This window comes from Solibacillus silvestris, from assembly GCF_051967575.1.
GTDB classification, from domain to species: domain Bacteria; phylum Bacillota; class Bacilli; order Bacillales_A; family Planococcaceae; genus Solibacillus; species Solibacillus silvestris_B.
In genome coordinates this window covers 1-24302 of sequence record NZ_JBQCJW010000029.1, presented here as the reverse complement: position 1 = coordinate 24302, position 24302 = coordinate 1, and the positions used below count along the sequence as shown (strand labels likewise).

Annotated in this window: 22 protein-coding genes; 9 read left to right on the top strand and 13 right to left on the bottom strand. The window is 41.1% G+C overall.

All coding sequences use genetic code 11. From position 1 onward, the window contains the following. Window positions 1–4: 4 nt before the first annotated feature. Both rhaA and ACTHOQ_RS14990 read left to right on the top strand, forming a co-directional pair. Window positions 5–1264, top strand: a complete 1260-nt coding sequence (gene rhaA, locus ACTHOQ_RS14995) for an L-rhamnose isomerase (RefSeq protein WP_440496958.1) — start codon at window positions 5–7, stop codon at window positions 1262–1264. 65 nt (window positions 1265–1329) lie between these two features. Further along, window positions 1330–2091, top strand: a complete 762-nt coding sequence (locus ACTHOQ_RS14990) for a DeoR/GlpR family DNA-binding transcription regulator (RefSeq protein WP_440496957.1) — start codon at window positions 1330–1332, stop codon at window positions 2089–2091. A 40-nt stretch (window positions 2092–2131) separates the two neighbouring features. Here the strand turns inward: ACTHOQ_RS14990 and ACTHOQ_RS14985 are convergent, their stop codons facing one another. Both ACTHOQ_RS14985 and ACTHOQ_RS14980 read right to left on the bottom strand, forming a co-directional pair. Further along, window positions 2132–3622: an L-arabinose isomerase family protein gene (locus tag ACTHOQ_RS14985; protein WP_440496956.1), complete on the bottom strand. Its 1491-nt coding sequence runs from the start codon at window positions 3620–3622 to the stop codon at window positions 2132–2134. 91 nt (window positions 3623–3713) lie between these two features. Then, the gene (locus ACTHOQ_RS14980) at window positions 3714–4913 is read right to left on the bottom strand and encodes an MFS transporter (RefSeq protein WP_440496955.1); all 1200 of its coding nucleotides are present in this window, start codon (window positions 4911–4913) and stop codon (window positions 3714–3716) included. Window positions 4914–4995: 82 nt separating this feature from the next. Here ACTHOQ_RS14980 and ACTHOQ_RS14975 point away from each other — a divergent pair, with 82 nt between their 5' ends. After that, window positions 4996–5697, top strand: a complete 702-nt coding sequence (locus ACTHOQ_RS14975) for a YetF domain-containing protein (protein WP_440496954.1) — start codon at window positions 4996–4998, stop codon at window positions 5695–5697. On the opposite strand, the gene ACTHOQ_RS14970 is transcribed toward ACTHOQ_RS14975, so the two are convergent. From ACTHOQ_RS14970 to ACTHOQ_RS14945, 6 genes are all read right to left on the bottom strand, one after another. Next, window positions 5681–6379 carry a CBS domain-containing protein gene (locus tag ACTHOQ_RS14970; RefSeq protein WP_440496953.1) on the bottom strand — a complete coding sequence of 233 codons (699 nt, stop codon included), beginning with the start codon at window positions 6377–6379 and terminating at the stop codon, window positions 5681–5683. The genes ACTHOQ_RS14975 and ACTHOQ_RS14970 overlap by 17 nt on opposite strands. A 118-nt stretch (window positions 6380–6497) precedes the next feature. Beyond that, entirely contained in the window at window positions 6498–7280 is a 783-nt protein-coding gene (locus tag ACTHOQ_RS14965; protein ID WP_440496952.1) for an ABC transporter permease, read from the bottom strand. Continuing rightward, on the bottom strand, window positions 7267–8169 hold the full coding sequence (locus tag ACTHOQ_RS14960) for an ABC transporter ATP-binding protein (RefSeq protein ID WP_440496951.1): 903 nt from the start codon (window positions 8167–8169) through the stop codon (window positions 7267–7269). Before ACTHOQ_RS14960 ends, ACTHOQ_RS14965 begins: the two co-directional genes overlap by 14 nt. Further along, window positions 8166–8366: a PLD nuclease N-terminal domain-containing protein gene (locus ACTHOQ_RS14955; RefSeq protein WP_440496950.1), complete on the bottom strand. Its 201-nt coding sequence runs from the start codon at window positions 8364–8366 to the stop codon at window positions 8166–8168. Before ACTHOQ_RS14955 ends, ACTHOQ_RS14960 begins: the two co-directional genes overlap by 4 nt. 1 nt (window position 8367) lies before the next feature. Beyond that, a complete protein-coding gene (locus ACTHOQ_RS14950; RefSeq protein ID WP_440496949.1) occupies window positions 8368–9486 on the bottom strand; it encodes a helix-turn-helix domain-containing protein in 1119 nt (372 codons plus the stop codon). 556 nt (window positions 9487–10042) lie between these two features. Further along, complete coding sequence (locus tag ACTHOQ_RS14945) at window positions 10043–10990, bottom strand: carbohydrate kinase family protein (RefSeq protein WP_440496948.1); 948 nt, start codon at window positions 10988–10990, stop codon at window positions 10043–10045. Window positions 10991–11140: 150 nt separating this feature from the next. Between ACTHOQ_RS14945 and ACTHOQ_RS14940 the strand changes: the two genes are divergently transcribed. The 4 genes from ACTHOQ_RS14940 to ACTHOQ_RS14925 all read left to right on the top strand — a co-directional run bounded on the left by ACTHOQ_RS14940 (window position 11141) and on the right by ACTHOQ_RS14925 (window position 15243). Further along, window positions 11141–11707: a GNAT family N-acetyltransferase gene (locus ACTHOQ_RS14940; protein WP_440496947.1), complete on the top strand. Its 567-nt coding sequence runs from the start codon at window positions 11141–11143 to the stop codon at window positions 11705–11707. A gap of 11 nt (window positions 11708–11718) precedes the next feature. Further along, window positions 11719–12609, top strand: coding sequence for an EamA family transporter (locus ACTHOQ_RS14935; RefSeq protein WP_440496946.1), 891 nt, complete (start codon window positions 11719–11721; stop codon window positions 12607–12609). Window positions 12610–12778: 169 nt separating this feature from the next. Further along, window positions 12779–14299, top strand: coding sequence for an argininosuccinate lyase (argH, locus tag ACTHOQ_RS14930; RefSeq protein ID WP_440496945.1), 1521 nt, complete (start codon window positions 12779–12781; stop codon window positions 14297–14299). Then, the gene (locus tag ACTHOQ_RS14925; RefSeq protein ID WP_440496944.1) at window positions 14296–15243 is read left to right on the top strand and encodes an N-acetylglucosamine kinase; all 948 of its coding nucleotides are present in this window, start codon (window positions 14296–14298) and stop codon (window positions 15241–15243) included. The genes argH and ACTHOQ_RS14925 overlap by 4 nt, the downstream gene beginning before the upstream one ends. A gap of 99 nt (window positions 15244–15342) precedes the next feature. Here ACTHOQ_RS14925 and ACTHOQ_RS14920 read toward each other — a convergent pair whose 3' ends face one another. The 3 genes from ACTHOQ_RS14920 to ade all read right to left on the bottom strand — a co-directional run bounded on the left by ACTHOQ_RS14920 (window position 15343) and on the right by ade (window position 18404). Then, window positions 15343–15708 carry a YkvA family protein gene (locus tag ACTHOQ_RS14920; RefSeq protein ID WP_440496943.1) on the bottom strand — a complete coding sequence of 122 codons (366 nt, stop codon included), beginning with the start codon at window positions 15706–15708 and terminating at the stop codon, window positions 15343–15345. 154 nt (window positions 15709–15862) lie between these two features. Further along, window positions 15863–16600, bottom strand: coding sequence for a glycosyltransferase (locus ACTHOQ_RS14915; RefSeq protein WP_440496942.1), 738 nt, complete (start codon window positions 16598–16600; stop codon window positions 15863–15865). A 64-nt stretch (window positions 16601–16664) separates the two neighbouring features. Next, the gene (gene ade, locus ACTHOQ_RS14910) at window positions 16665–18404 is read right to left on the bottom strand and encodes an adenine deaminase (RefSeq protein ID WP_440496941.1); all 1740 of its coding nucleotides are present in this window, start codon (window positions 18402–18404) and stop codon (window positions 16665–16667) included. 158 nt (window positions 18405–18562) lie between these two features. Between ade and ACTHOQ_RS14905 the strand changes: the two genes are divergently transcribed. Next, window positions 18563–20482 carry an SEL1-like repeat protein gene (locus ACTHOQ_RS14905; RefSeq protein WP_440496940.1) on the top strand — a complete coding sequence of 640 codons (1920 nt, stop codon included), beginning with the start codon at window positions 18563–18565 and terminating at the stop codon, window positions 20480–20482. Window positions 20483–20545: 63 nt separating this feature from the next. Here the strand turns inward: ACTHOQ_RS14905 and ACTHOQ_RS14900 are convergent, their stop codons facing one another. Both ACTHOQ_RS14900 and aceA read right to left on the bottom strand, forming a co-directional pair. After that, complete coding sequence (locus tag ACTHOQ_RS14900; protein WP_440496939.1) at window positions 20546–21721, bottom strand: pyridoxal-phosphate-dependent aminotransferase family protein; 1176 nt, start codon at window positions 21719–21721, stop codon at window positions 20546–20548. Between the two features lie 490 nt (window positions 21722–22211). Next, complete coding sequence (gene aceA / locus ACTHOQ_RS14895; protein WP_440496938.1) at window positions 22212–23495, bottom strand: isocitrate lyase; 1284 nt, start codon at window positions 23493–23495, stop codon at window positions 22212–22214. 214 nt (window positions 23496–23709) lie between these two features. Here aceA and ACTHOQ_RS14890 point away from each other — a divergent pair. After that, on the top strand, window positions 23710–24302 hold a 593-nt coding region (locus tag ACTHOQ_RS14890; protein WP_440496937.1), incomplete at its 3' end, for a LytTR family transcriptional regulator DNA-binding domain-containing protein.

Below are 24302 nucleotides of genomic sequence, written 5' to 3'. Positions count from 1 at the left end.
ATATATGTTGACTGCTGAACAATTTAATTTTGCAAAAAAAGACTACGAAAGATGGGGAATCGATGTTCATCAAGCATTAGAAACATTAAAATCCATTCAAATTTCCATCCATTGTTGGCAAGGTGACGATATTAGTGGTTTTGAAATAAATAAAAGTGAACTTTCTGGGGGCATTGATGTTACAGGAAATTATCCTGGCAAAGCAAGGAATGGGGAAGAACTCCGAGCTGATTTAGAAAAAGCGCTCTCTTTAATTCCCGGAAAACACCGCATTAACTTACATGCAATTTATGCGGAAACAGACGGAAAAGCAGTAGAACGAAATGAAATAAAGCCTGAGCATTTCGAAAAATGGATCGATTGGGCGAAAAAAAATGCGTTAGGTTTAGATTTTAATCCAACATTATTTTCCCATGAAAAAGCAGCAGATGGCTTAACATTAGCTCACCCGGACGAATCGATCCGCCAATATTGGATCGAGCACTGTATTGCCTCCCGCAAAATCGCCGAGCATATGGGAAAGGAGCTCCAAACTACAGCTCTGACAAATATTTGGATTCCAGACGGATTTAAAGATACACCGAGCGATCGCCTAACACCACGCCAAAGATTAAAACAATCATTAGATCAAATTTTCGCTTATGAAACAAATCCAAAGTTTAATTTAGACGCTGTAGAAAGTAAACTTTTTGGCATTGGCTCGGAATCCTATGTAGTCGGCTCACATGAATTTTATTTAAGCTATGCATTGCAAAATAACAAAATTTGCTTACTCGACACAGGCCACTTCCACCCAACAGAAACAGTTTCAAACAAATTATCGACAATGCTGTTATTTAACGACAAGATTGCGTTGCATGTTTCAAGACCCGTTCGATGGGATAGTGACCATGTTGTGGCTTTTGATGATGAGCTGAAAGAAATTGCACTTGAAATTGTACGTAATCATGCAATTAATCGTACTATAATCGGATTAGACTTTTTTGATGCGAGCATTAACCGCGTTGCAGCTTGGACGATTGGCACACGTAATATGATTAAGGCTCTACTGTATGCTTTACTTACACCGAATGATTATTTGAAAAAGCTACAAGACGATGGCAAGTTTACAGAACGACTTGCGCTAATGGAAGAATTTAAGACATATCCATTCGGGGCAATTTGGGATTACTATTGCGAACAAATGAATGTTCCTGTAAAAGAAGATTGGCTAAAGGACATTCACCATTATGAACAAGAGATTCTATTGCATCGCCATAACTAATCTATAATTTGTTCCTTCTAATATGTTACTATTATTGTTGTTATAGTTAGAGAGGAGCAGTGTCTATGCTAGCAGCGGAGCGACGAAAAAAAATTTGCGAAATTCTTGAAGAACATGACGCGGTTCGTGTAACAGAACTTAGTTCACTCTTCTCTGTCACAGAAGAAACAATTCGGCGCGATTTGGAAAAACTTGAACGTGAGAATAAAGTCATTCGTCAGCATGGCGGTGCGATTAAATATCAAACAACAGATAGCGAGGTTCATTTCACCGAACGTGAAATTATATATGTAAATGAAAAAAGAGTGATCGCCAAGCATGCGGCAACACTAGTTAATGAAGGTGATACTATTATGCTTGATGCAAGTACTACTGCTTGGTATTTGGCAAATAGCTTACCGAATATACCGATAATTGTTATTACAAATTCAGTGCAAGTCATCAATGAATTAATTAGTAAAGATCGAATTGAAGTGATTTCAACAGGTGGTCGTTACTCGGCGAAGTCTCATTCTTTTGTTGGTCCATTATCCGAGCGCTCTATCATGAATTACCATGTTAATAAAACATTTATTTCTTGTACTGGTGCCCATATTATGAATGGCGTAAGTGATTCAAGTGAATTACAGGCAATTTTAAAAAGCTTAATGATCGCTAACTCAGATGAAGTTATTTTAATGATGGATTCAAGTAAATCGAATAAGCCTGCATTTGCACATGTAACTGATATTGAAAAAATTGATTATTTAATCACGGACAGTAAAGTTGATTCTAAATTTAAAATTCAGGTTGAAGAACTTGGGGTGAACATTATCATTGCTGAATAAATTTAAAAGACTTGCCTGAAAAATATCAGGCAAGCCCTTTTTATATATAGCTAACAGGTATATTTAACATATATGCTACTTTCTTGATTACGCTCGCATTATGCCCTATTGCTAAAGCGCAATGATGTGTTGGTGCTTCCTTAAACCATTTTTCCATATATAAATCTGGTGGAAGGTCAAACTTCAAATGGGTTTGCGTATTGCCAATCAACATAATTTCATCATCTGTCGATTGACCTTCACTTACAATGAACTTTAACTTTCCATCGACTGTTTGTGTCACGCCAAGAGTTGTAACTGGCCCTGTTTTTACTTTTGCTTCTACCGAAACACCTGTGCCTTGTTTTCCATGGTAAACTCCCATACCACGCAAAATAGGCTTTCCATCTGCAATTTTCAAATGAAACGGTCCATCATGTCCTAATAAAATAGTTTCCCGATCATAGTCAGTCGCTACAATTTCGCTATAGCTTCCCCCTATTTGCAAAATATCGCATATTTTCATAGCAATTGCCGTTTTTAAATCACCCTCCCCCGCACATGGAATGCCATTCGCAGTTAATAATGAGTGCCCTAAAATAAAACCACTTTGAAGTTGCTCATATTTATTTCCTGATGCACCATGATAGTAATAAGTTAATGCATCTAGTTTTTTTGATTCAACTAATAACTGTAATGCTGCAGCTGTTTTACATGCCCAATTCAGTTGTTCTTCTGTAGGTTTTCTCACTAAAGGATCGAATGAAGAATCCTCGCTAATATTAAAAATATCCAGCATTTCCTTCTGCTTTTCTTCAATCATAGTGGAGTCCACATCTTTTAATAAAGCATCTAAATCACACATTTCCAATACTTCAATGTGTACACCTGTTTGCGCTTGCACCATTGTAAAGTCACTGTACATATCAAGCATCCCGCTATATGTGTTTCCTAAAAAGCCAATTGTTGTCTCCTGTAAATTCCTTTTTACTTTTGCCGCAAGAACCCACTCTAAAATCTCGTACCAGGCTCTCTTGGCTTCTGAACGATGATTGGTCACTTCACCACTTAGTACATTCGGAAGTTGCTGATCGAGACCTAATAAACCACTAATTACTACATATTGAATGTTTGCTCGATGTAACACATTTGTAAACTCCGGAATTGGACAGGCAACACATTGAGCTAGCCATTCACCAATCGTCGTCTCATTATAATTAATCTGCGATGTCGGCTGCAGACTTAAAACAATGACCTTTGCTTGACACCTTTGATGGATAGGTAATACAAGTGAACTAGTTGCATAAGTTCCTGCATGCAGCAAAATAATATCTACATTATTTGCATTAAAGTATTGTCCTGCTTCACGGCTTTTTTCGATTGTATCAACTAACCCGAAATTAAACACTTGTGCATCTACTTCTAAACGCTTCTCAATAAATTTATTATAAGCATATATTCTTGATTTTAAATTTCCAAATTGCCCCCAATATGCTTCTAAACCAACTGAATATAGTCCAACACGTGCTTTCTTATATAAAATTCCCCCCATTATTTTCCCTCCTCTTGCTATTTATTAAAATTATACATAGCGAAAAAAGAAGGTCATCACATAAAAACAAAAAAAATAACAGTTTTTTTGCCTAGTCTCCAACTCGATCCCTCGGCAATAAAAACGCGATTAACAATAATAGTGTCAATATGGATACGGCCATCATCGTAAAACGAATACCCATCTCATCCATGACCATTCCAATGACAACTGAACCAATTGCGCCCATACCAAACGCGACACCGATTGTCAGACCTGCCATCGTCCCGATTTTTGACGGCACAAGCTCCTGAGCATAAACGACCGTAACCGTGAAGCTAATCATAATAAGCATCCCAATAATAATCAAAAAGATTAATACGACTGGCAGAGGAACAAATGGAAGCGCCAAACAAAATGGGATTGGTGTTACAACTGATAGCAATATAATGTTTTTTCGTCCGAAACGATCTGATAAAGGTCCCCCAAAAAATGTCCCGACAACACCAAATGCCATAAAAATAAAGATAAACAACTGACCGCGTTCAACATTCATTCCATATTGCTCGATTAAGTAAAAGACATAGAAGCTCGTCATATTCGTCACGTAAAATGATCTGGCAAATATAAGAAGCAACAAGACAATAAGTGCCATCCCCACTTGTTTTTTCGTTAACGGCGGCAATGAAGAAATGAGCATTTTTTTAATATTTGACCGCTTTTCCGCTTCGAGCTGACGCTTATACCATAGCGAAATTTTCGTTAATAGGAAAATGCCGATTGATGTAAAAATAAGGACAACTGCCACACCATGCATTCCAAAAGGTAAAATCAAAAAGGCGCTTAGCAATGGAGCTAAAGCTTGTCCGCTATTGCCCCCGACTTGGTAAATCGACTGTGCCAACCCACGCTTATTTCCCGCGGCCATAAATGATACACGCGAGCCTTCCGGATGGAAAACGGCCGAACCAATCCCTAAGAAGATAACCGATACTAAAATCATCCAATATTCGCCTGACAATATGAGTAATGACAAGCCGATAAAAGAGCTGACCATACCGAGTGGCAATGCATATGGAAACGGCTTTTTATCCGTCATAAATCCGACTGCCGGCTGAAGCAAACTAGCAAATATATTAAGCACAAACGAAATCATGCCAAGCTGTGTAAACGTTAATCCTAAATCGCGCTCCAATAACGGAAACATCGCCGGGATAACAGCTTGCATCGTATCATTGATTAAGTGACATACCCCTATCGCGAACATAATCGGATATACTGGATTGGATTGTTTTTCTATTGTAGTCGTCATTTCCTCACATTCTTTCTATACAAATCAATGGCATATTTCCATTGTTTATTGTCCATGATACTTCCTATAAGGAGTGATTGTCATGGAACTCAACCTCGTTGAAATGCTTGTTCGTTCAAGCTGTGCATTTTTCGTAATTTTAATACTCGCTCGTATCATCGGTAAAAAGCAAGTCAGTCAGCTCACATTTTTCCACTATGTCACGGGTATCACATTCGGTTCGATTGCCGCTGAAATTTCTGCTCAAGTGGAAACTCCTTTTTTAGATGGCTTAGTTTCTTTAGTATGGTGGGCTGTATTAACAGTTGCTGTCAGTTATATTTCATTCCGATCAAAAAAGGCGCGTGTCCTTTTTGATGATAAACCATCGATTGTCATCCAAAACGGCGTAATTTTAAATAATGAATTAAGAAAAGCCCGGCTTCATACAGATGAGCTCGCAATGATGTTGCGTGAACAGAGCATTTTCTCATTTGACGAAGTACTCTATGCAGTTTTTGAAACAAATGGAGAGCTAAGTGTACTGAAAAAGCCTCTCGCCCGAACTGCGACAAAAGAAGATGTATCCGTTTCTGCTCCTGCTCCTCAATACTTGCCGATGCAAGTTGTTACAGACGGGAAAATTATCAGCCAAAACTTAACTGAACTACAGCTTACGGAAGATTGGCTCATGAAAAAGCTATCCAAGAAAAATATTCATGGAATTGAAGATGTTTATTATGTACAAGTTTTAGAAAACGGTTCACTCTATATTAGTATTAAAAATGCTAGTCCACCTTCATAATATCTATCGGTGTTACAATGCCAATGAGCTTTTGATGGGGACGTCCATGTTCGGTTATCAGCAGTGCTTCAAAGCGGCGTCCCCGCTCAACACCGAGCTTGAAAATCTCTTCCGCCTCGTAAATCGTCATATAGCGACTAATAAATTGATAGTTGCGTTCGTTTTTCTCGTGATGCAAAATGTCTTTTAATGTAGGGATATCATTTGGCAAATGCTTGCTTGCAATCGTTGTAGCGAGCCAATTCGTAATTCCGACGGTCGTCACAAGCCCGCGGAATTTACGGCCTTCATATACGGGAAACTGTGTATACTTCTGCCTGCGGATTGCCTTTAATGTATTCTTTAGCGAATCGTTCGTTTGGAATGTTAGCACACGCTTGCGGAAGAGTTGTCCGACAAGCTTAGGTTTTGCCAATACTTCATCGATATGCTCGATTCTTTCAACGACTTCGATATGCGGCTCGGCGATGACAAATTCCATCGATGTACGATTATGGACAATCGCATTACGCAAATCTGCATATGAGCGTAAATCATCCTCATATTTTCGTACGAGCGGACTTTTCTTTTTTGCTTGATCGATCAATCGGTAAAATGCAATGAAGTCTTTTGCCCCTACTATCTCTCGCATCGTATGGTCAATACGGTTAAAAGCCGTCAAAAAGCGATTGGAATTTTGCATATTTATTTCACACCTGCTTCCATAAAAAGTGCACTCAACCTTTATTATATTCCTAATTTTCTCAAAAGTTAATGCAAAAAGCAGGTTTCCATTGAAAACAATGGTCCCTGCTTAAAATTTACACTTTTAAAATACGGACATTTTTCTTGCTCATCGCAATACCGGTAACAATCGCCAAAATGATCAGCAGAAGAACGAAAAACAATGTGAGCCAATAATCTTTCATCAATACACTATCCATAAGAAGCGCCGTGCCGTAATGTGCAAGCTTATACGGTGTTACTTTCCAAAAACCTCCGATAAGTGAGTCGATGAATAAGCCCAGCGGTAAAATAATAACCGTCACTGTCGCTGCTATTGCTGTTTGGAATGCGGCACTCATCGCGACTGTGAGCGCCGTAACAAATAATAGCCAAACACAATATGTCCCAAGCATGGCGAAAAACTTCATCCAATCCACCGTGCCATAAAGAAGCGCGGTATAATACATGCTTCCTGCATAGCCGGCAATTGCGCTAATGACAGCGACGGTGCCTGCGACAATCCACTTACTGAAAAACAATGCTGTGAAAGAGATCGGGCGTACATATACAAGTGTCGCCGTGCCATTTTGGCGTTCCCTGCTAAATGTACCGATATATGCCACAATCAACACGAGTAGTCCAATCGTCTGAAATTGACCAGTCGATGCGATTAATAGGTCTGCCGGCTGAAGTTCAGGCATCATCATCGTAAATCCTTCAGGCATATTGCCAACAGCGTTTAAAATATCTTCCACATAATAATTCATAAGCGGGTCGCTAATACCGAGCAGCATAAAGACGAGGGGAATCCATAAAATTTTAAAGTTGCGTATACTTTCACGCCATTCTTTTAAAACCAATGCTTTAAATTGTTGCATGCTCACCCGCCACCTTCATAAATATTTCTTCCAAACTTGCCGTTTGCCGCTCCACCTTCACGACCTCATATGGAGACACTGCCAATTGTTGCAGCAGCTGTTGCATAGAAGGACTTTCCTTTAAAATGTCGATATATACAATATTTCTCGTTGCATTAGCTCGAAGTGTCGACTGGCTGGCAAATTGCAATGCTTCATCAATGTTTGAAAACGTAATTTTATAGCGTGGCTCATCAAACTTAGCCTTCACTTCTTGCAGCGAACCTTGCTCCACTAATCGCCCGTCTCGGAGAAACAACAGCTGGTCTGTCATTTCCTCCGCATCATTTAAAATATGTGTCGAGTACAAAATCGTTGTTTGTTGTTGCACTTCCTTCAACAAGTTCATTACTTCCCGACGTCCAACCGGATCAAGTGCCGATACCGGCTCATCCAGTAACAGAAGCTTCGGTTTATGAACAAGTGCCTGGGCAATACCTAAACGCTGCTTCATTCCTCCTGAAAACGTCTCGGTCTTTTTATTCATCGCATCCTGCAGGCCAACAAACTCCAGCATTTTTTTGCATTCATTTTTTAGAGAACGCTTTTCAAGACCGCTTAAATTGGCCACCATCTCCATATATTCCAATGCCGTCAGCCAGGAATAATACTGAGGATATTGAGGCAAAAAGCCGATTGCACTGCGTATATCATTCACACCCGGCATGATGATCTTGCCGCTTGTCGGCACCAGTATATTGGCAAGCATCGAAAGTGCCGTCGTTTTACCCGCGCCATTCGGACCGATAAGCGCTGTTGATGTATGCATCGGTAAAGTAAACGATAAATCCTCCACCACTTTTTTCATGCCAAACTGCTTTGTGAGACCTTTCACTTCAATACAGATCATTGGCTTTTCCGTCCGAAAAGAAAGTAGGCGACCGGTCCAAGTGTATTGACAAAAAGCGATACGAGAATCCAAGCCCACTTCGGTCCCCGCGTTTCATGAATACGATTAATATCAATGATGACAACTATGGCTAATACAAACTGCAATACTAGTAAAGGGGCGATTAATCCCCATGGAATTTGCGATAATTCTTCCATATTAAATTTCCTCCTTAATTCTTAAATGATGCTTTAAGTTAACTAATAAACTTTTATAGCGCGTATCATTTTGTACATTCGCCAACAACGGGTTAACGGCAATACCTTCATAAATCGATTTTTTAATCGTTTCTTCATCACGTGGCGGTTGCGTACTGAGCATAACTTCCTTTTCAATCCAATCATCCAGCAAGTAAAAATAGTCCCCACCTGTAAGTTGAAGCGGGAATTTGATTTGTGAACAAATTTTTACGTAGCGCTCAATACAGCGAATTGCTTTTTCTAAATGATTTTGTACTGCGTATCCGCTCGCTGCCCTCATATAAAACAGAAGCGTATTGTGTATATTTATCTTTTCCAGATGAAATGTATCAATCAATATTTCAATCCGATTTACCGACTGTTCAAAATACGCTTCATTTCCCATTTCCAATCCCAGTGCCTCATTCGCATTTGTAATCATATACAACAAATGCTGATACATATTGACCTGATGAATTTCCTTTGCCTTTTCTGTATTTCCCAGCATCATTTGTGCCGTAGCAATGAGCTGCTCAGTCCCAAGATGAATTACCGCATCTTCACCTAATAATTCAAGCACATGCTGAGGTTCCCCTTTTAAAATATACGTATAAGCCTCCAGTAAATTCGCCTCATTCTTCATACGGTAATCTCCGCTAAATTCCTTCACACGTATGCAGAGATCCTGAATTTTACCAGCAACGGCTTCCTTTTCCTGTGCCAGATTAAAATAGTTGACGTAAAGTTGCGCCATTTTAAGTAAAAACGGGAAACAACTATAATATTCCTCAACCAGCTGATCAATCGTTGCCTCAACCTCAGCAAATGGCTCCTTTGAAAAGCGCTGTGCTAATTCCGCGTACATTTTTAAGATTCGTTCATCTGTCAATTGCGGCTCATATCCGAGCAGTGCATCAATTGAAATATTGAAAAATGTCGCAAGCTTCGGCAACAGTGCGATATCCGGATAGCTTTGTCCCTTCTCCCACTTGGAAACAGCCGCCCTTGATACCCCGACATGACGTGCAATTTCCTCTTGTGTCAATTGTAATTGCTTACGATGATTTGTGAAAACGGCCGCAAATTGAAAGTTATTCATGCCCTCACCTCTTTATCCTTATTATAAAAAGAAATTTTGCGGTTTAATAGCGACTAATTCTTACATAATGGAGATTTTGTCAACTTACGGTTGCGGATGGGGAAACGATGTATGAATTTTTACCTTCAGTTGGGGGTTGGAGGCAGATATTCTAATATACTTTGAATTGTTCTAATATATTTTTATTTGTTCTAATAAAATTGCGAGTTTCTAATATATCCGTTCATTGTTCTAAAATCCGGATCCATTGGGCTAATATCGCCAAGGTATTTTCTAATATCACTCCGACTTGCTCTAATATTCCTTACCATTGTTCTAATTAAAATCAAAACGCCATTCTTTCACCTCTATTCATGATAAAATAAAGGCCCTGTCCCGCTCTTTCTCCCCTCATTTTCTAATAACAAAGCCTCTTGTTCTAATAAACGGCTTCATTCTTCTAATAACCGTAACCATAACAGTCAGTATGCAAAGCCTCCCTCCAAAACTGCGTTCAATAAAAAAGCTGCCTCCAATAGGTAAAATACTTTGGGGACAGCCTGCTGTATATAAATTTTTATTTAATTAAATGCTTAATTTCCTCGTAGTTCGGCAATGCGGTTAATGCGCCTGCTTTAGTCGCAGCCATTGCCCCGAGCTTATTGCCAAACGCGACACAGCTTATTAAGTCTTCTTTTACCGTAGGGAGACCATTGAAATGGACATAGCGCAGTACACCCGCCATAAATGCATCACCCGCGCCTGTCGTGTCTACCGGGACAACGCGTTCAACGGGAACATGTGTAATTTCCCCATTCAACACCGCATATGCGCCGTCAGCACCTACTGTAATTAACACGATCGGCACTAATAGCTCGTCCAATTTCTGCAAGCCCTCTTCAATCGTTGACGACTCTGTCATGAAAAACAGCTCTTCATCTGTCAGCTTTAAAATATCTGCATCTTCAAAGAATGAAGTAATCGTCTCACGGCAGATTTCCTCAGATTCCCAACGAAGCGGACGGATATTCGCATCGATTGCGATAATCGCTCCTTTATCCTTCGCCATATCCACTGCGGCACGTGTTGTTTTTAATGCAGTTTCTTCAAACATCGTCCCTGAACAAACATTTAAAATCGAAGCACGTTTGAATGCTTCTTCCTGTAACTGCTCAGGCGTTACTTGTAAATTCGGTGTCTCATCGACATAATCTTTAAATACACGCTCACAGTTTTCCGTTAAATGCACATATACACCACTTACCCGTTTCTTCGCGTCAAATACAGCAAAATCCATATTCACGCCTTCTTTTGCGATTTCCTGACGGCAAAATTCCGATGTTTCGTCATCACCTGTAATTGTAATAAGCGCTGACGGTGCCCCAATACGACTAATCCCTGCTGCAACATTAATTGTTGCGCCACCTAAATACTTCGTAAATGAAGTATTGGTCTGATCATTTGCAATATAATCAATGAATGCATCTCCATAAACCAAGATGAATTCTTTGTCTAATTGACCCATTAAATGTTTAACCTCCGACGTTGTAAGTTCTTATTAATTTACCATAGAAAAGATATATTTATAAAACTTTGTACTATTCTGAAACTAATCCTTTTTTCGCGAACTGCATTTTTTTCTGTTATACTGTGTTTCGGTAAGGAGATGATATGGATGACGATTACCATTCGACAAGCGGATATAAAAGATGCGAATGCTGTTGCACCTTTAATTTATGACGCGATTGGTGACATTGCAAATAATTTGACTGGAGAGCATGAACTCCCTAAAATTCTGTTGTCCTTGGAACAGTTTGTGAAAGACACAAACAATCGCCACAGCTATTTAAACACATTCGTCGCGGAACAAAATGGCGAAATATTAGGCATTGTCGTTCTTTATGACGGACGTGCCGGGTATATTCTCGACCGTCAGCTTGAAGCACAGTTGGCGGAAAGAGGGCTGCAAATTACGTTAGATGTAGAAGCGCATATGGATGAATATTATATCGATACGATTTGTGTCTCTGAAAAGGCGCGCGGCCTTGGCATTGGCACGATGCTGCTGCAATTTGCCGAACAGCAAGGCAGGCAATTAGGATACGACAAAATTTCCTTGAATGTAGAGCTGGAAAAAGTCGATGCAAGGCGCCTATATGAACGGATGGGCTACCATACTAAAGAAAGCTGGACAATTATTAACGAGCCATTTCATCATATGGTGAAATCGCTATTAGAATAGGAAGAAACAACATGAAGCAAAACTGGATTTACTCATTGCTTGTCGTCATTGCGGCAAGCAGCTACGGAATTTTATCAACAATTGTAAAAGTCGCGATGCAGCATGGCTATACATCAGCGGAAGCGGTTACGAGCCAATATGTTTTCGGATTTTTACTTGCGCTTATTTTATTTGTTTTGACGCAGCGCACATTGCCGAAGCTGACAAAAAAGGGCGTAGTTACATTAATATTAGCCGGTATATGCACAGCCGTTACAGGTATTGTTTACGGACAATCCTTAAATTATTTACCGGCATCACTAGCGGTTGTCATGCTGTTCCAATTTACATGGATCGGGCTTTTCATGGACTGCTTCATAAAAAGACGTCTGCCAAGCCGCCTTGAAATGATTTCTTTGGCATTTTTAATCGCAGGGACGATTTTGGCTGCTGGCATTCTCGATGTGGACTTATCACAAATCGCTTGGCAAGGCTGGGCACTTGGATTATCTGCTGCCTTTACCTTTGCTGCTTTTCTGCAATTTAATGCCCGTCCTGTTGAAGGTGTGACGACGATCGGCCGTACATTCATTTTATCTATTGTGGCATTGATCATCGTTTCCATCTTTTTATCGCCTGAAATTGTATGGAACGGACAATTGGCAGGCGGCCTTTGGAAATTTGGCTTGGCACTCGGTTTATTCGGTATTATTTTTCCGATCTTATTATTCTCGATTGCCGCACCGAAAGTCGGCGGCGCACTCGTATCCATTTTAAGTGCAATGGAATTGCCTGTAGCGATCACGGTGTCTGTCATTGTATTAAAGGAAAGTCTGACGCTAATTCAAGTCGGTGGAATCATTCTTGTTTTATTCGGCATGGTTTTGCCGTCGTACTTCACTTCGAAAAAATTGAATATATAATTGGAAACGGGGATGTCGCTTTTTTGGTGCATCCCCGTTGTCATTTGCCGTATCGCCGTCTTTTTTCAGCCTCTTTCCTTGCCCTGTATGAATTGATATAATTTTCTAACAATTGTAGAATAGGAGTATTAGTAGTAGTTTCTATCATTTGATTGGAGGCCTATTCATCATGTTCTTTCAAGATTTTCGTGATCAAATAAACGAAAAAGAAGGTATATTATTCCCTTCCAACAGTTATCGCCAAATGGTTTTACAGCCCGCTTATGACGAGGCACGCAAGCATTTCCTGGATTCGATGCTTCAAATTCACATTGCCCACTTGAAAATGTTAGAGGAGCAAGAGTTGGTAACTTCTGACCAAGCATGCCGAATCGGACAAGCCATTCAAAAATTAGATTTGGAGTATTACAAAACACGCGATTATAACCCACAGTTTGAGGATTTATTTTTCCGCATCGAAAATAAACTAATTGAGCTTGGAGGAGATATTTCCGGGAATTTACATATCGGCCGAAGCCGGAACGATATGGGAATTGCCATTTATCGCATGACATTGCGAAAAAAAATGCTGACGCTTATGCAGGAGCTTTTAAATTTGCGCCACTCCCTAATCGCCTTCGCACAGGAGCATGTCGAGACAATTATGATTGGCTATACACATACACAGCAAGCACAGCCGACGACCTTTGCCCATTATTTAAAAGCTGTTATCGACCAGTTGACGCGCGACTATAAACGGATGCAAGCCGCATATAATACGATTAACCGCAGCAGTATGGGAGCTGCCGCATTGACGACGACGGGCTTCCCTATTAGCCGTGAGCGTATGCAGGAGCTTCTTGCCTTTGATGATTTAATCGAAAACGCATGGGATGCCGTAGCAGGAGCGGATTATATCGCAGAAGCGGCCAGCATCGTACAACTTGCCGCATTGAATTTGGGGCGTACATCACAGGACTTTTTATTATGGGCAACACAGGAATTTAATGCATTTAAGCTTGCAGGCCCATATGTGCAAGTAAGCTCCATCATGCCTCAAAAGCGCAACCCTGTTTCAATCGAGCATACCCGTTCTTTACTGTCTGCGGTCGTTGGGGATGCGGCAACGGTTCTGCAAATGGTGCATAATACGCCATTTGGAGATATCGTCGATACAGAGGATGATATGCAGCCATATTTATGGCGTGCGATTGACCGTTTAGTCGGCATTTATAAATTATTCGGCAGTTTGATTGTGACGATGGACGTGAATAAGGACAATTTACTAAAGCGAGCCCAAAATAGCTTTGCCAACGTAACAGAGCTAGCCGATTCCCTTGTGCGATCTGAAAGTATTTCATTCCGCCAGGCCCATAAAATAGTGAGCCTTTGTGTACGTGAACTCGTTGCAAATAACGAAGAATCGCTTGCAAGCTTAACATGGGACTTGGCAAACGAAAAATGCTTGGAAATTACCGGGAAACCTCTTCAAATTAATGAAATTGCCTTTTATCAGGCGATTCAGCCGGAGTACTTCGTCAATATCCGTACATTAAAAGGCGGACCGGCTCCTGCAACGATGCGAAAATCGCTCGTACAAGCCCAAGATGACTCTACCCAGCTCGAAAACTGGCTGCGTGAAAAAACGGAGGCGATTCTACAAGCCGAAGATCAATTAGAACAAATTTTAAAGGGGTGGGTCGAGCCATGAGTAATCGATTTATATTGGCAGTTGACGGTGGTGCAACAAAAACGGTAATGACAATTCGATCAACAGATGGCCGCGAGCTATTTTCCGCTACTTCCACAAGCTCGAATTACCAAGCTGTCGGCATTGAGCATGTACGGCATGTATTTACAGGCTTACTGCGCAGTGCTGCAGCCCATTTGCCAAGTTTAGTAATCGATGTCGCTGTATTTGCCATTTCAGGCGTTGACACTGCGCAGGACAAAAAAATAGTCGAAGAAATTATAGAGGAAAGTGTTGCTCGCTGTCCTTTTACTTTTGGCCAAATTATTATCGAAAATGATGTGGAGGCTACTTTAAAAGGACTAGGGGACAATAATGTAAGTTTGCTTATTTCAGGTACGGGAGCAATTTGCTACAGCTTTATGAATAATATTATTACCCGTGCTGGAGGGTGGGGTCATCGTATCGGTGATGAAGGAAGCGGCTACTGGATCGGCAAGCATATTGCAAAGGCGATTTTCCGCGCTGCAGATGGACGCAATAAGCCGACTGTACTGACAGAGCTTATTTTAAAAGGTCACCAAGTAAACAATACAGATGAACTGTTTAACTTAATCTATTCTTCGGATTATACGAATGCGCGTTTAGCTAGCTTTGGCTCGTATTTGCAAAAGGCGGCGGAAATGGAAGATGCAGTCGCCCAAAGAATTATGCGAAAAGCGGCGGATGAGCTTGTATTGCTGGCAACGACGACATTAAAAAATGCAGGATATGCAAATGAGGCGCACACATTATTTTTAAATGGCGGAGTATTGAAACATAACCGCCGTATAATGGATTTAATTATAGCGGAGCTCGAGAAAACGCATCCAAATATCTCGGTGAAGCTATGTGATGAAAAGCCTTTGGAAGCCATTTTCAATCGGGGATTGCGAGAAATCAACGGCGCGCTTCCTGTAAAATAAACACATGTAGGTCAAGTGCGGACATTCATTGTCGCCTTGACCTTCATTTTTTTCAACACTAAGGGGATTGCTTAAAATTATTATTTCAATAAAAGGAGATTACCGATTAAATTTCGAATCAATTAATTGCTTTGCTTCCAGCTTCATGTCTTCTGTAATAGATAAATACACTTTGCCAAGTGCAGTCAAAATAATAAACGCATCATCAGACAAACCGATTAAAGGCAAGAAATCGGCAATCAAGTCAATCGGCAAAATGAAATAGCCAAGCGCTCCAAGAACGATAAGTTTATTCGCTTTTGACATATTCGGGCTACGCAATGCCACAAAAAGCGTCACGGCAGCCTGAATCGCCTTATAGCCTAATCCCCCGCCGAAGTTTTTTATTTTATTTAAAAACTTTTTATCGGAGTAATGCTGCTCCTGACCTTCAATCATTTTATCAAAATTATATTGCTCACTCATAATGATTCTCCTTTCAGCTACGATTACCTCTATACTACCCCAATTTATTATAGTTTAACTGGCACTAAGTCCATCCGTTCCAATAAGCTTGATAACAATGCCCGTTACATCCCACTAACATTAAACAGAAAGTAAAGAACAATGAGTCCTCATTTTATTTACGTTTACGTTTCGAAAAAGATTCGTTTTGCACTTTGCCTTCACGGAGGAAGTTTACCCAAAGCTGCTGCAAAATTTTTGCCGGATTGATCACTTCATCATAGTAAATAATCGAGTTTTTCCGAAGCTTTGCATGACCAACAGGCACCTCATATAATGGGACTTTTCGTTTAATCGCTTCTATAAGCATGTTCGTATCATAGTGAAAGGACTCTCCTTTTACTCTGCATAGCCATGGTAAATGCTCTCTCGGAATATAGCGTAACCCCGTTTGAGTATCGAGCAGACGTTTATGAATAAACAATTCGAACAGCATCGAGTTTGCACGATTTTGAAGTTTGCTCATTAATGGATAGTCAGAATCTTTAAAATCGCGAATTCCCAATATGATGCCATCCGAGAAAACTTTCGTACTCGAAAGCACTTGCTCTACATCTAACACCGAATGCTGACCATGAGCACCTACTGTAATAATGCCCTTTGCTCGAATTCCGGACTTCACTATATATTCAAAACCCGTTTTAATTGCACGTCCTTTCCCCCAATTATTGTCATGTGATAAAATAATGCAATTTTCATGTTGCAGCTGCTCAAATATTTGTTTATATCTTTCATCACTGCCATCATTGATGACAATAATCTTTCCGATCGGCAATGTTTTCAGTTTCCCGATAAAGTCCACAATGGATGGCAATGGGTTCAACGCTGGTATAACAACAATGAATCGCTCCATTTTGCATGCTCCTTAGAAAGAAATATTCTCTAACTTTTTTCGACAACTGGCCAAAAATACAATGCTATTCATCGGCATCGCATATTTCCACTGGAATATGCTTAAATTGCGTCACATCAAACAAGCCTGTATCTGTCAGTTTAATGTCCGGAATGACGGGCAATGCTAAAAATGATAATGTCAAAAACAAATGATAATCAAGTGTTGGATGGATAATATGCAGCGCTTCATGCAATTTCCGAAGTTCTGCATTCGCTTCTTCCGCTGTACAATCTGTCATAATGCCTCCAATCGGCAAACCCAGGGACGCCATCACTTGCCCTTCATTGACAACGACTAATCCGCCCTGCATTTCCTGAAGAGCATTTAGTGCGACGAGCATATCGTCATCGTTCGTCCCTACTACGATAGCATTATGGGAGTCATGCGCAATTGTCGTTGCCACTGCACCGCTTTGGATGCCGATTCCATGCACGATTGCTGCCGCTTTCGTTCCTATATGATGGTGACGCTCGACAACCGCAAGCTTTAGCAAATCTTTTTTTGTGCATGGCATGAATTGCCCGTCTACGACATCCACTTCGCTCTTCATCCGTTTTGTTATTAATTGATCGGGAATAACCTGCATCACATTCGCTTTGTTTCCTTTCATTGGCAGTCCCAAATCTTTAGCCGAGAGTTTCGGTAAATGCATCGACTGTAAAATAGACGGTTCAACAATCGACTTTTCCGGCATTGGTGTTAGCATAGCCCCATTTTCTGCAACCTTTCTTCCGTTTTTCCATACTGCTAATGCTTTCATCGTCTGTAAACTGTCAACTAATAAAAAGTCTGCATCATAGCCCGCCGCAACCGCTCCTTTATTTTGCAGACGATAACATTCCGCCGCATTTAATGACGCGAGCTGAATCGCCAGTAAAGGGTCCATTCCTTCCGCAATCGCCAGTGTGACCGCATAGTTGATACTCCCTTGTTCAATGAGCTCATCCAAATGTTTATCATCTGTGCAAAATGCAAAACGGCGTGCATTCGTCAATGTAACAGCCGGCAAAATGGCCTTCAGATTTTTTGCGGCCGACCCTTCGCGAATGAGCACATACATCCCTTGCTCCACCCGGTCCAACGCTTCTTCCGCTGATACACATTCATGGTCCGTCAAAATTCCTGCTGCACGATAGCCGCGGATTTGCGCACTTGTTAATCCTGCACAATGCCCGTCAATAATCATGCCTGCATCTTGGGCAAGCTTTAACTTTGCAAGCATACCCTCTTCCCCATTCAACACAGCCGGGAAGTCCATTACCTCGGCCAAGCCAAGTACCGCATCACGATTTATAAATTCGGCCAAATCTTCCACCGTCAACACCGCCCCTGCATTTTCGAAAGATGTGCCGGGCACACTGGAAGGCAACATATAATAAATATCCATTTCTATATCTTCAATATCTTTAAGCATGAATTCAAGTCCTGCTTTTCCCGCTACATTCGCAATTTCATGCGGATCTGTCACAACCGCCGTCACACCATGCGGCAGCATAATTCGATTAAACTGCTTCGGCGCCAGCATTGATGATTCAATATGTATATGGGCATCAATAAAGCCTGGGACGATGTATTTTCCGCCCGCATCGATAATTTCTTCTGCATCAAATTCATTCGGCTTGGAAATGGCAATAATTTTTCCATCTGCCACTACGACATCCCCTTGTCGCCACCGTAGATTGAATACATCCGCAATTTGTCCATTTTGAATAATAATATCCGCTTTTCCCCTTTTTTGTGATCGATCAATTATTCGCTTCATCTTTCCACCTGCTCTCATCATTTCCCATTATCATACAATATTTTCGGACAGCCACGTGCTTAATTCGCCCCCTATTCATTTTTATTTCTCTTTTCCGATAAAAAGAGTAATTACTATTAAGTGGAATATAACGTTATTTGGAAGGAGTGAGTACATTTATGGTAAATCGTGACTTGCTTACAATGCTTATTAATTCAATCCCGGAAACACATCGCCCTTTAGCGGAAATACTGCTGGGTGCGGCACGCTATACCATTTCCAATCCCAAGCTTTCTTTAAAAAAATCAAATATAGCACTTAGCATTATCGTTCGTGATTTATATGCAAAGGAAATGAAGAAGGACGGATCGAAAAGTGAACTGCGAACACTCCTAAACAATAAAAGTTTTACTGAAAAAATAAAACCGCGTCGTATGTATTTACTCATGAACTTAATTCAAAAAATGACATCCATGCATGCAAACGAATTGATTGATACAAAAGTGGCGAAAATGGTCATTGATTATTTAGTCGATTTGACAAATTGGTATGTGCAGCGTCTAACAAAAGGGGAAAAATTAAATAGAGCCGCATTGTCGGATATAGAAGATTTTATACCCGCGTCCTCCTTTGAAAATTTCAATTTTGCCCCACATGATTACGAAGATGCCGTGAAATGGTTTACAATCGCTGCGAAAGAAGGCAATCGAAGTGCACAGTATAACCTCGGTGTTTTATACAATCATGGGAAAGGGGTACAGCGTAATTTTAAAGAAGCGGCGAAATGGTATGCTTTGGCTGCTGAACAAAACGACAGCAATGCACAATATGCACTTGGCGTATTATACCAGCTCGGTAAAGGCATCGGGCAAGATGAAAAGAAAGCAGCCGAGCTGTATGAACTCGCCGCAATTACCGGAAATCCGGATGCGCAATACAACCTCGGCTCTCTTTACAACCATGGAACCGGCGTCGAGCAAAATTATAAGGAAGCAGCGAAATGGTATAAAAAAGCGATCGAGCAAGGAAATACAAGCGCCATGAACAACCTCGGATTTTTATACTATAATGGACAAGGCGTCGAACAAAGTCATGAAAAATCCGCACAGCTTTTTTTGCAGGCAGCGAAAGCCGGTGATGCAAGCGCACAGTATAATCTCGGTTATTTACATGCAAAAGGGCTTGGTGTCAATCAATCATACAAAGATGCGGCTTGCTGGTATTTATCCGCCGCACTACAAAACCATACAAATGCACAGTTCCAGCTCGCCTTGCTTTATAAATCGGGGCAAGGCATCGAGCAAAACGAGGAAGAGGCGATTAAATGGCTGACACTTGCTGCAAATAGCGGACATACAAATGCCCAATATTCCCTCGGTCTTATTTACAAACAGCAAACTACGAAGCAAGCACAGGCAAATGCGCTGGAATGGTTGCTAAAAGCGGCTTCAAGTGAACATATTAGCGCCAATTATGATTTGGGAATGCTTTATCTCGAAGCAGGTCGCCATGATACCGCGATTAAATGGCTGAAGCGCGCGGCGATACAAAATCATGCAAAAGCGCAGCTACAGCTAGGATTGCTTGCACTCGGGGATGAACGTCACTTTCCAAATTATGAAGAAGCATTTAAATGGTTCCGCACAGCTGCAAATACAAACGATGCGGAAGCAGAATACCAGCTCGGCTTATTGTATGAAAGAGGGCTCGGGACTCCAGTCAGTTATGACGAAGCACGCCATTGCTATCGGTTGGCAGCGGAGCAGGATCATCTGGACGCACAATATCAGCTCGGCAATCTTTTCGATAAAGGGCTCGGAACAAAGCAAGATTACTCGGAAGCGCTAAAATGGATTCAGCAGGCCGCGCAAAGTGGGCATTTGAAGGCACAATTTCAGCTGGCCCAAATGTATGCTAATGGTGAAGGAACGGTCAGAGACTATAAAGAGGCTGCTAAATGGTATCGCCTCGCCGCTCAGCGCGGCCACATGAAAGCCCAATTTCAGCTTGGCATGCTTTACAAAAAAGGATTCGGTGTCGCCCAGAACTATACAGAAGCTACACGCTGGCTAAAACAGTCGATTGAACAAAATTTATGAAACAAACGTGGAAAACTGCCTGAAAAACTATAATGCTTTTCTAGGCAGTTTTATATTTTGCTTTTAACTTTGAACTGTTGCATCCTCAATCTGCTGTGAGAATACGTTGAGTGCCTCTTCAATATTCACTTTCACATTTTGTTCTTGCAATGCCTCGCCAATCGCTGTGATTGCCTGCTTAAGCATTGTTGCCGTCGTATTGCCCATATGTCCGATGCGGAAAGCTTTCCCTGCCAAATGCGCTAAGGCTCCTGCTACAACAACACCCCGGCTTGCCAGGCTTGCCCGGAACTTCCCATCATCGACTCCTTCCGGATATAAAATACAGCTTAATGTCGGCGCGGCTACTTCTTCATTTGCAAGTGGTATCATGCCATATGAACGCAATGCTGCACGAATCGCTTTTCCGAATGCAATATGGCGAGCTTCACGATTTTCCATACCTTCTTCCAGCACAATTTGCAAAGCAACATCATACGCATAAATTAAATTGACTGGTGGTGTCGCAAAATACATCGCTGGATTTGCCATAATATTGCGCCAGTTATGTATATCTGCATAATAAGCGGGGACTGTCCCGATTTGCTCACGCGCCGCCAATGCCTGCTGACTAAAAGCGATAATTGCAAGTCCGGGAGGTATGCCAATCGCTTTTTGCGACCCTGTCAAAACGATATCGATTGTGTATCCTTCTTCACCATAAGCTTTCCCCATATCTTCTCTTAAAGCAGCAGTGGCCACGACTCCATCAACGATTACAAGCGCGCCTGATGCTTTAATAACCGGTATAAGGGTATCCAAATCCGAAGCAACACCTGTAGACGTATCCGCATGTGTAATTGTGACCGCTTTATATTTGTTTGCTTTCAACGCTTCTTCAACAAGCTTTGTGTCCACACGCTCTCCCCATGTGGATTGCAGCACATCCACCCCAATGCCAAACGCCTTTGCAAGCGGTGTAAAGCGATCACCAAAATAACCGTGGCTAATAACTAAAATGCGCTCACCTTTTTTTACCGTATTAACAACTGCCATTTCCATTGCTAGCGTACCCGAGCCAGCTACAATATACACTTCGCCATCTGTGTTAAAAAGCTTTCTCGTATTCGCAATCGCATTTTTAAATGTTTCAACAAATCTAGGATCTGTATGCCCACGCGTCTCGCTTGCCAGTGCATCATAAATTTCATCCAGTACGGGTGTAGGTCCAGGCACAAGCAATAATTCCTTATTTTCCATCTTTAAAACCCCTTTAATGTTTAGTAGCAGAATACTCTTTTCATGCTAAAAATAGCATGAAAGAAATCTTCTCTTATTATAGTATTCCTTAAAAGCTTTCAATCTCCTGTTATCTGTAAAATGGAAAATGCCTTTCTAGCTCCATCCTAGCTAGAAAGACATGTTACCATTTATAAAATACCCCTAAGTTTTCCTTTATTTTGGGAGGCAATCCCGATCCAAACCGCGTTCCAATTCGATTTAGATATTACGTAGTTGAGACGTTCAAGTTCAAAAATCTTATTCCTTTTCTCCATTATTCGTATCCATTTCAATGCATCGCCTATCCCATAGCGAAGATTTACTAAGCGCTATTCCCCCAACAGCACTTTGAATAGGAACAATATGTGAGAAGAAATAAATTATTGCTTATAGGGCAGCTCCCCGTTTATGAATCCGCTTCATAATACTGCCCTTAAAAAATAGTCCTTCAACGTATAATTGAGCTATTTTATACGAATTGCTCTGTTTCAGTAGAGCCCGCCATCGCTGTTGTAGAAGATGTACCACCTGAAATTGTTTGTGATACTTCATCAAAGTAACCAGTACCGACTTCACGTTGGTGACGAGTTGCAGTGTAGCCTTTACTTTCAGCAGCAAATTCGGCTTGCTGCAGTTTCGAGTATGCAGCCATACCATTGTCTTTGTAGTCATGCGCAAGCTCGAACATTGAGTAGTTTAAGCTGTGGAAACCAGCAAGTGTGATAAATTGGAACTTGTATCCAAGCTTCCCTAGCTCACGTTGGTACTCTGCAATCTCCTCATCTGATAGCTTAGCTTTCCAGTTGAATGAAGGCGAGCAGTTATACGCTAACATTTTTCCTGGGAATTGTGCATGGATTGCAGCAGCAAATTCACGAGCTTCCTCTAATGACGGGTGAGAAGTCTCACACCAGATCAAGTCTGCATATGGTGCATAAGCTAATCCACGGGCAATTGCTTGCTTAATGCCTGGATTTGTTCGGTAGAATCCTTCTGGAGTGCGTTCACCCGTTAAGAACTCTGCATCACGCGAATCAATATCTGATGTTACCATGTCAGCAGCATCTGCATCTGTACGTGCGATTAAAATTGTATCAACACCCGCCACATCAGCAGCTAAACGTGCAGCAATTAAGTTGCGCACAGCGTTTTGCGTTGGTAGCAATACTTTCCCGCCTAAGTGACCGCATTTTTTCTCAGAAGCTAATTGATCTTCTAAATGCACACCTGCTGCACCTGCTTCAATCATACCTTTAACAAGTTCAAATACATTTAACGGACCCCCAAAGCCTGCTTCCGCATCAGCTACAATCGGCGCAAACCAGTCAAAACCATCGTCGCGGCCTTCCGCATGATCGATTTGGTCAGCACGTTGCAGCGCCTGGTTAATACGCTTTACTACTGCCGGTACAGAGTTTGCCGGATATAAAGACTGGTCCGGATACATTTGGCCGGAAAGGTTTGCATCAGCAGCTACTTGCCACCCCGATAAGTAGATTGCCTGTAAACCTGCTTTCACTTGCTGCACTGCCTGATTCCCCGTTAAAGCGCCTAAAGCATTGATAAATGGCTCTTCATGCAATGAATTCCATAAGCGGGCAGCCCCACGCTTCGCTAATGTTTGCTCCTGTACGAATGAACCTTGAAGCTTTATAACTTCATCTGCTGTATAGCCACGCTCAATCCCTTTCCATCGCGGATTTTCTGCCCAATCCTTTTGTAAAGCTTCGATTCTTTCTTGACGAGTTGACATGTTTCATTTCCACCTTCCCATTGTGTATGAAAATTCTGTCAGGAAAATTGCTAATCCCCTGTTCCATAACAGATAATCTTGCTGTAAAATAATATATAACAGAATTTTTAATTTTTCATTATTTTCTGACAAATTAGGTTTGTTTTGGGATGAAAGGGCTTATTTGAAGGATGAGTTACCCATAGTTGTATAATACAGAAGGGAATGATTTGCATTGGAATTACAAAATATTGAAACGGAGAAGAGTTTTTTAAATCAATATAAAATTATTTTAGAAGATTGGCTACCAAATGGCGCCTCAATTGCCATCGCTGTAAATAATGTATTTGTCTACTTCCACTCAGGTGATCAACACCTTACTTTAAACGTGGGCTCAGCTGTTCCAGAAAATAGTATCGCCAATAAAGTTCTTCAAACGAAGCAAAAAATCGATGCCGTAATGGAGAATACAATGTTCGAGACACCTTATTACGCGCTTGGCTATCCGATTACAGTGAATGGCCAGCATGGTGCGTTAGTTATTGTGCTTCCACCATTGTTCAAAGTGCACAATATAGACAACTATCAATTTTTAACTGGAAAGCAACATGAGGATTGGATGCCTATACCTATTGACCAAATTTCACATATTGAAAGTTTGCAAAAGCGGACATGGTTCTATTCCGAAGGGGAGCAATATAAAACAGCAATAACATTAAAAGAACTTCAACTAAGATTGCCTAATACATTCATCCGCATCCATCGTTCCTATATTATTAATATTTATTATATAAAAAAAATTTCACGCGATTTTGCATCTAATTTTAT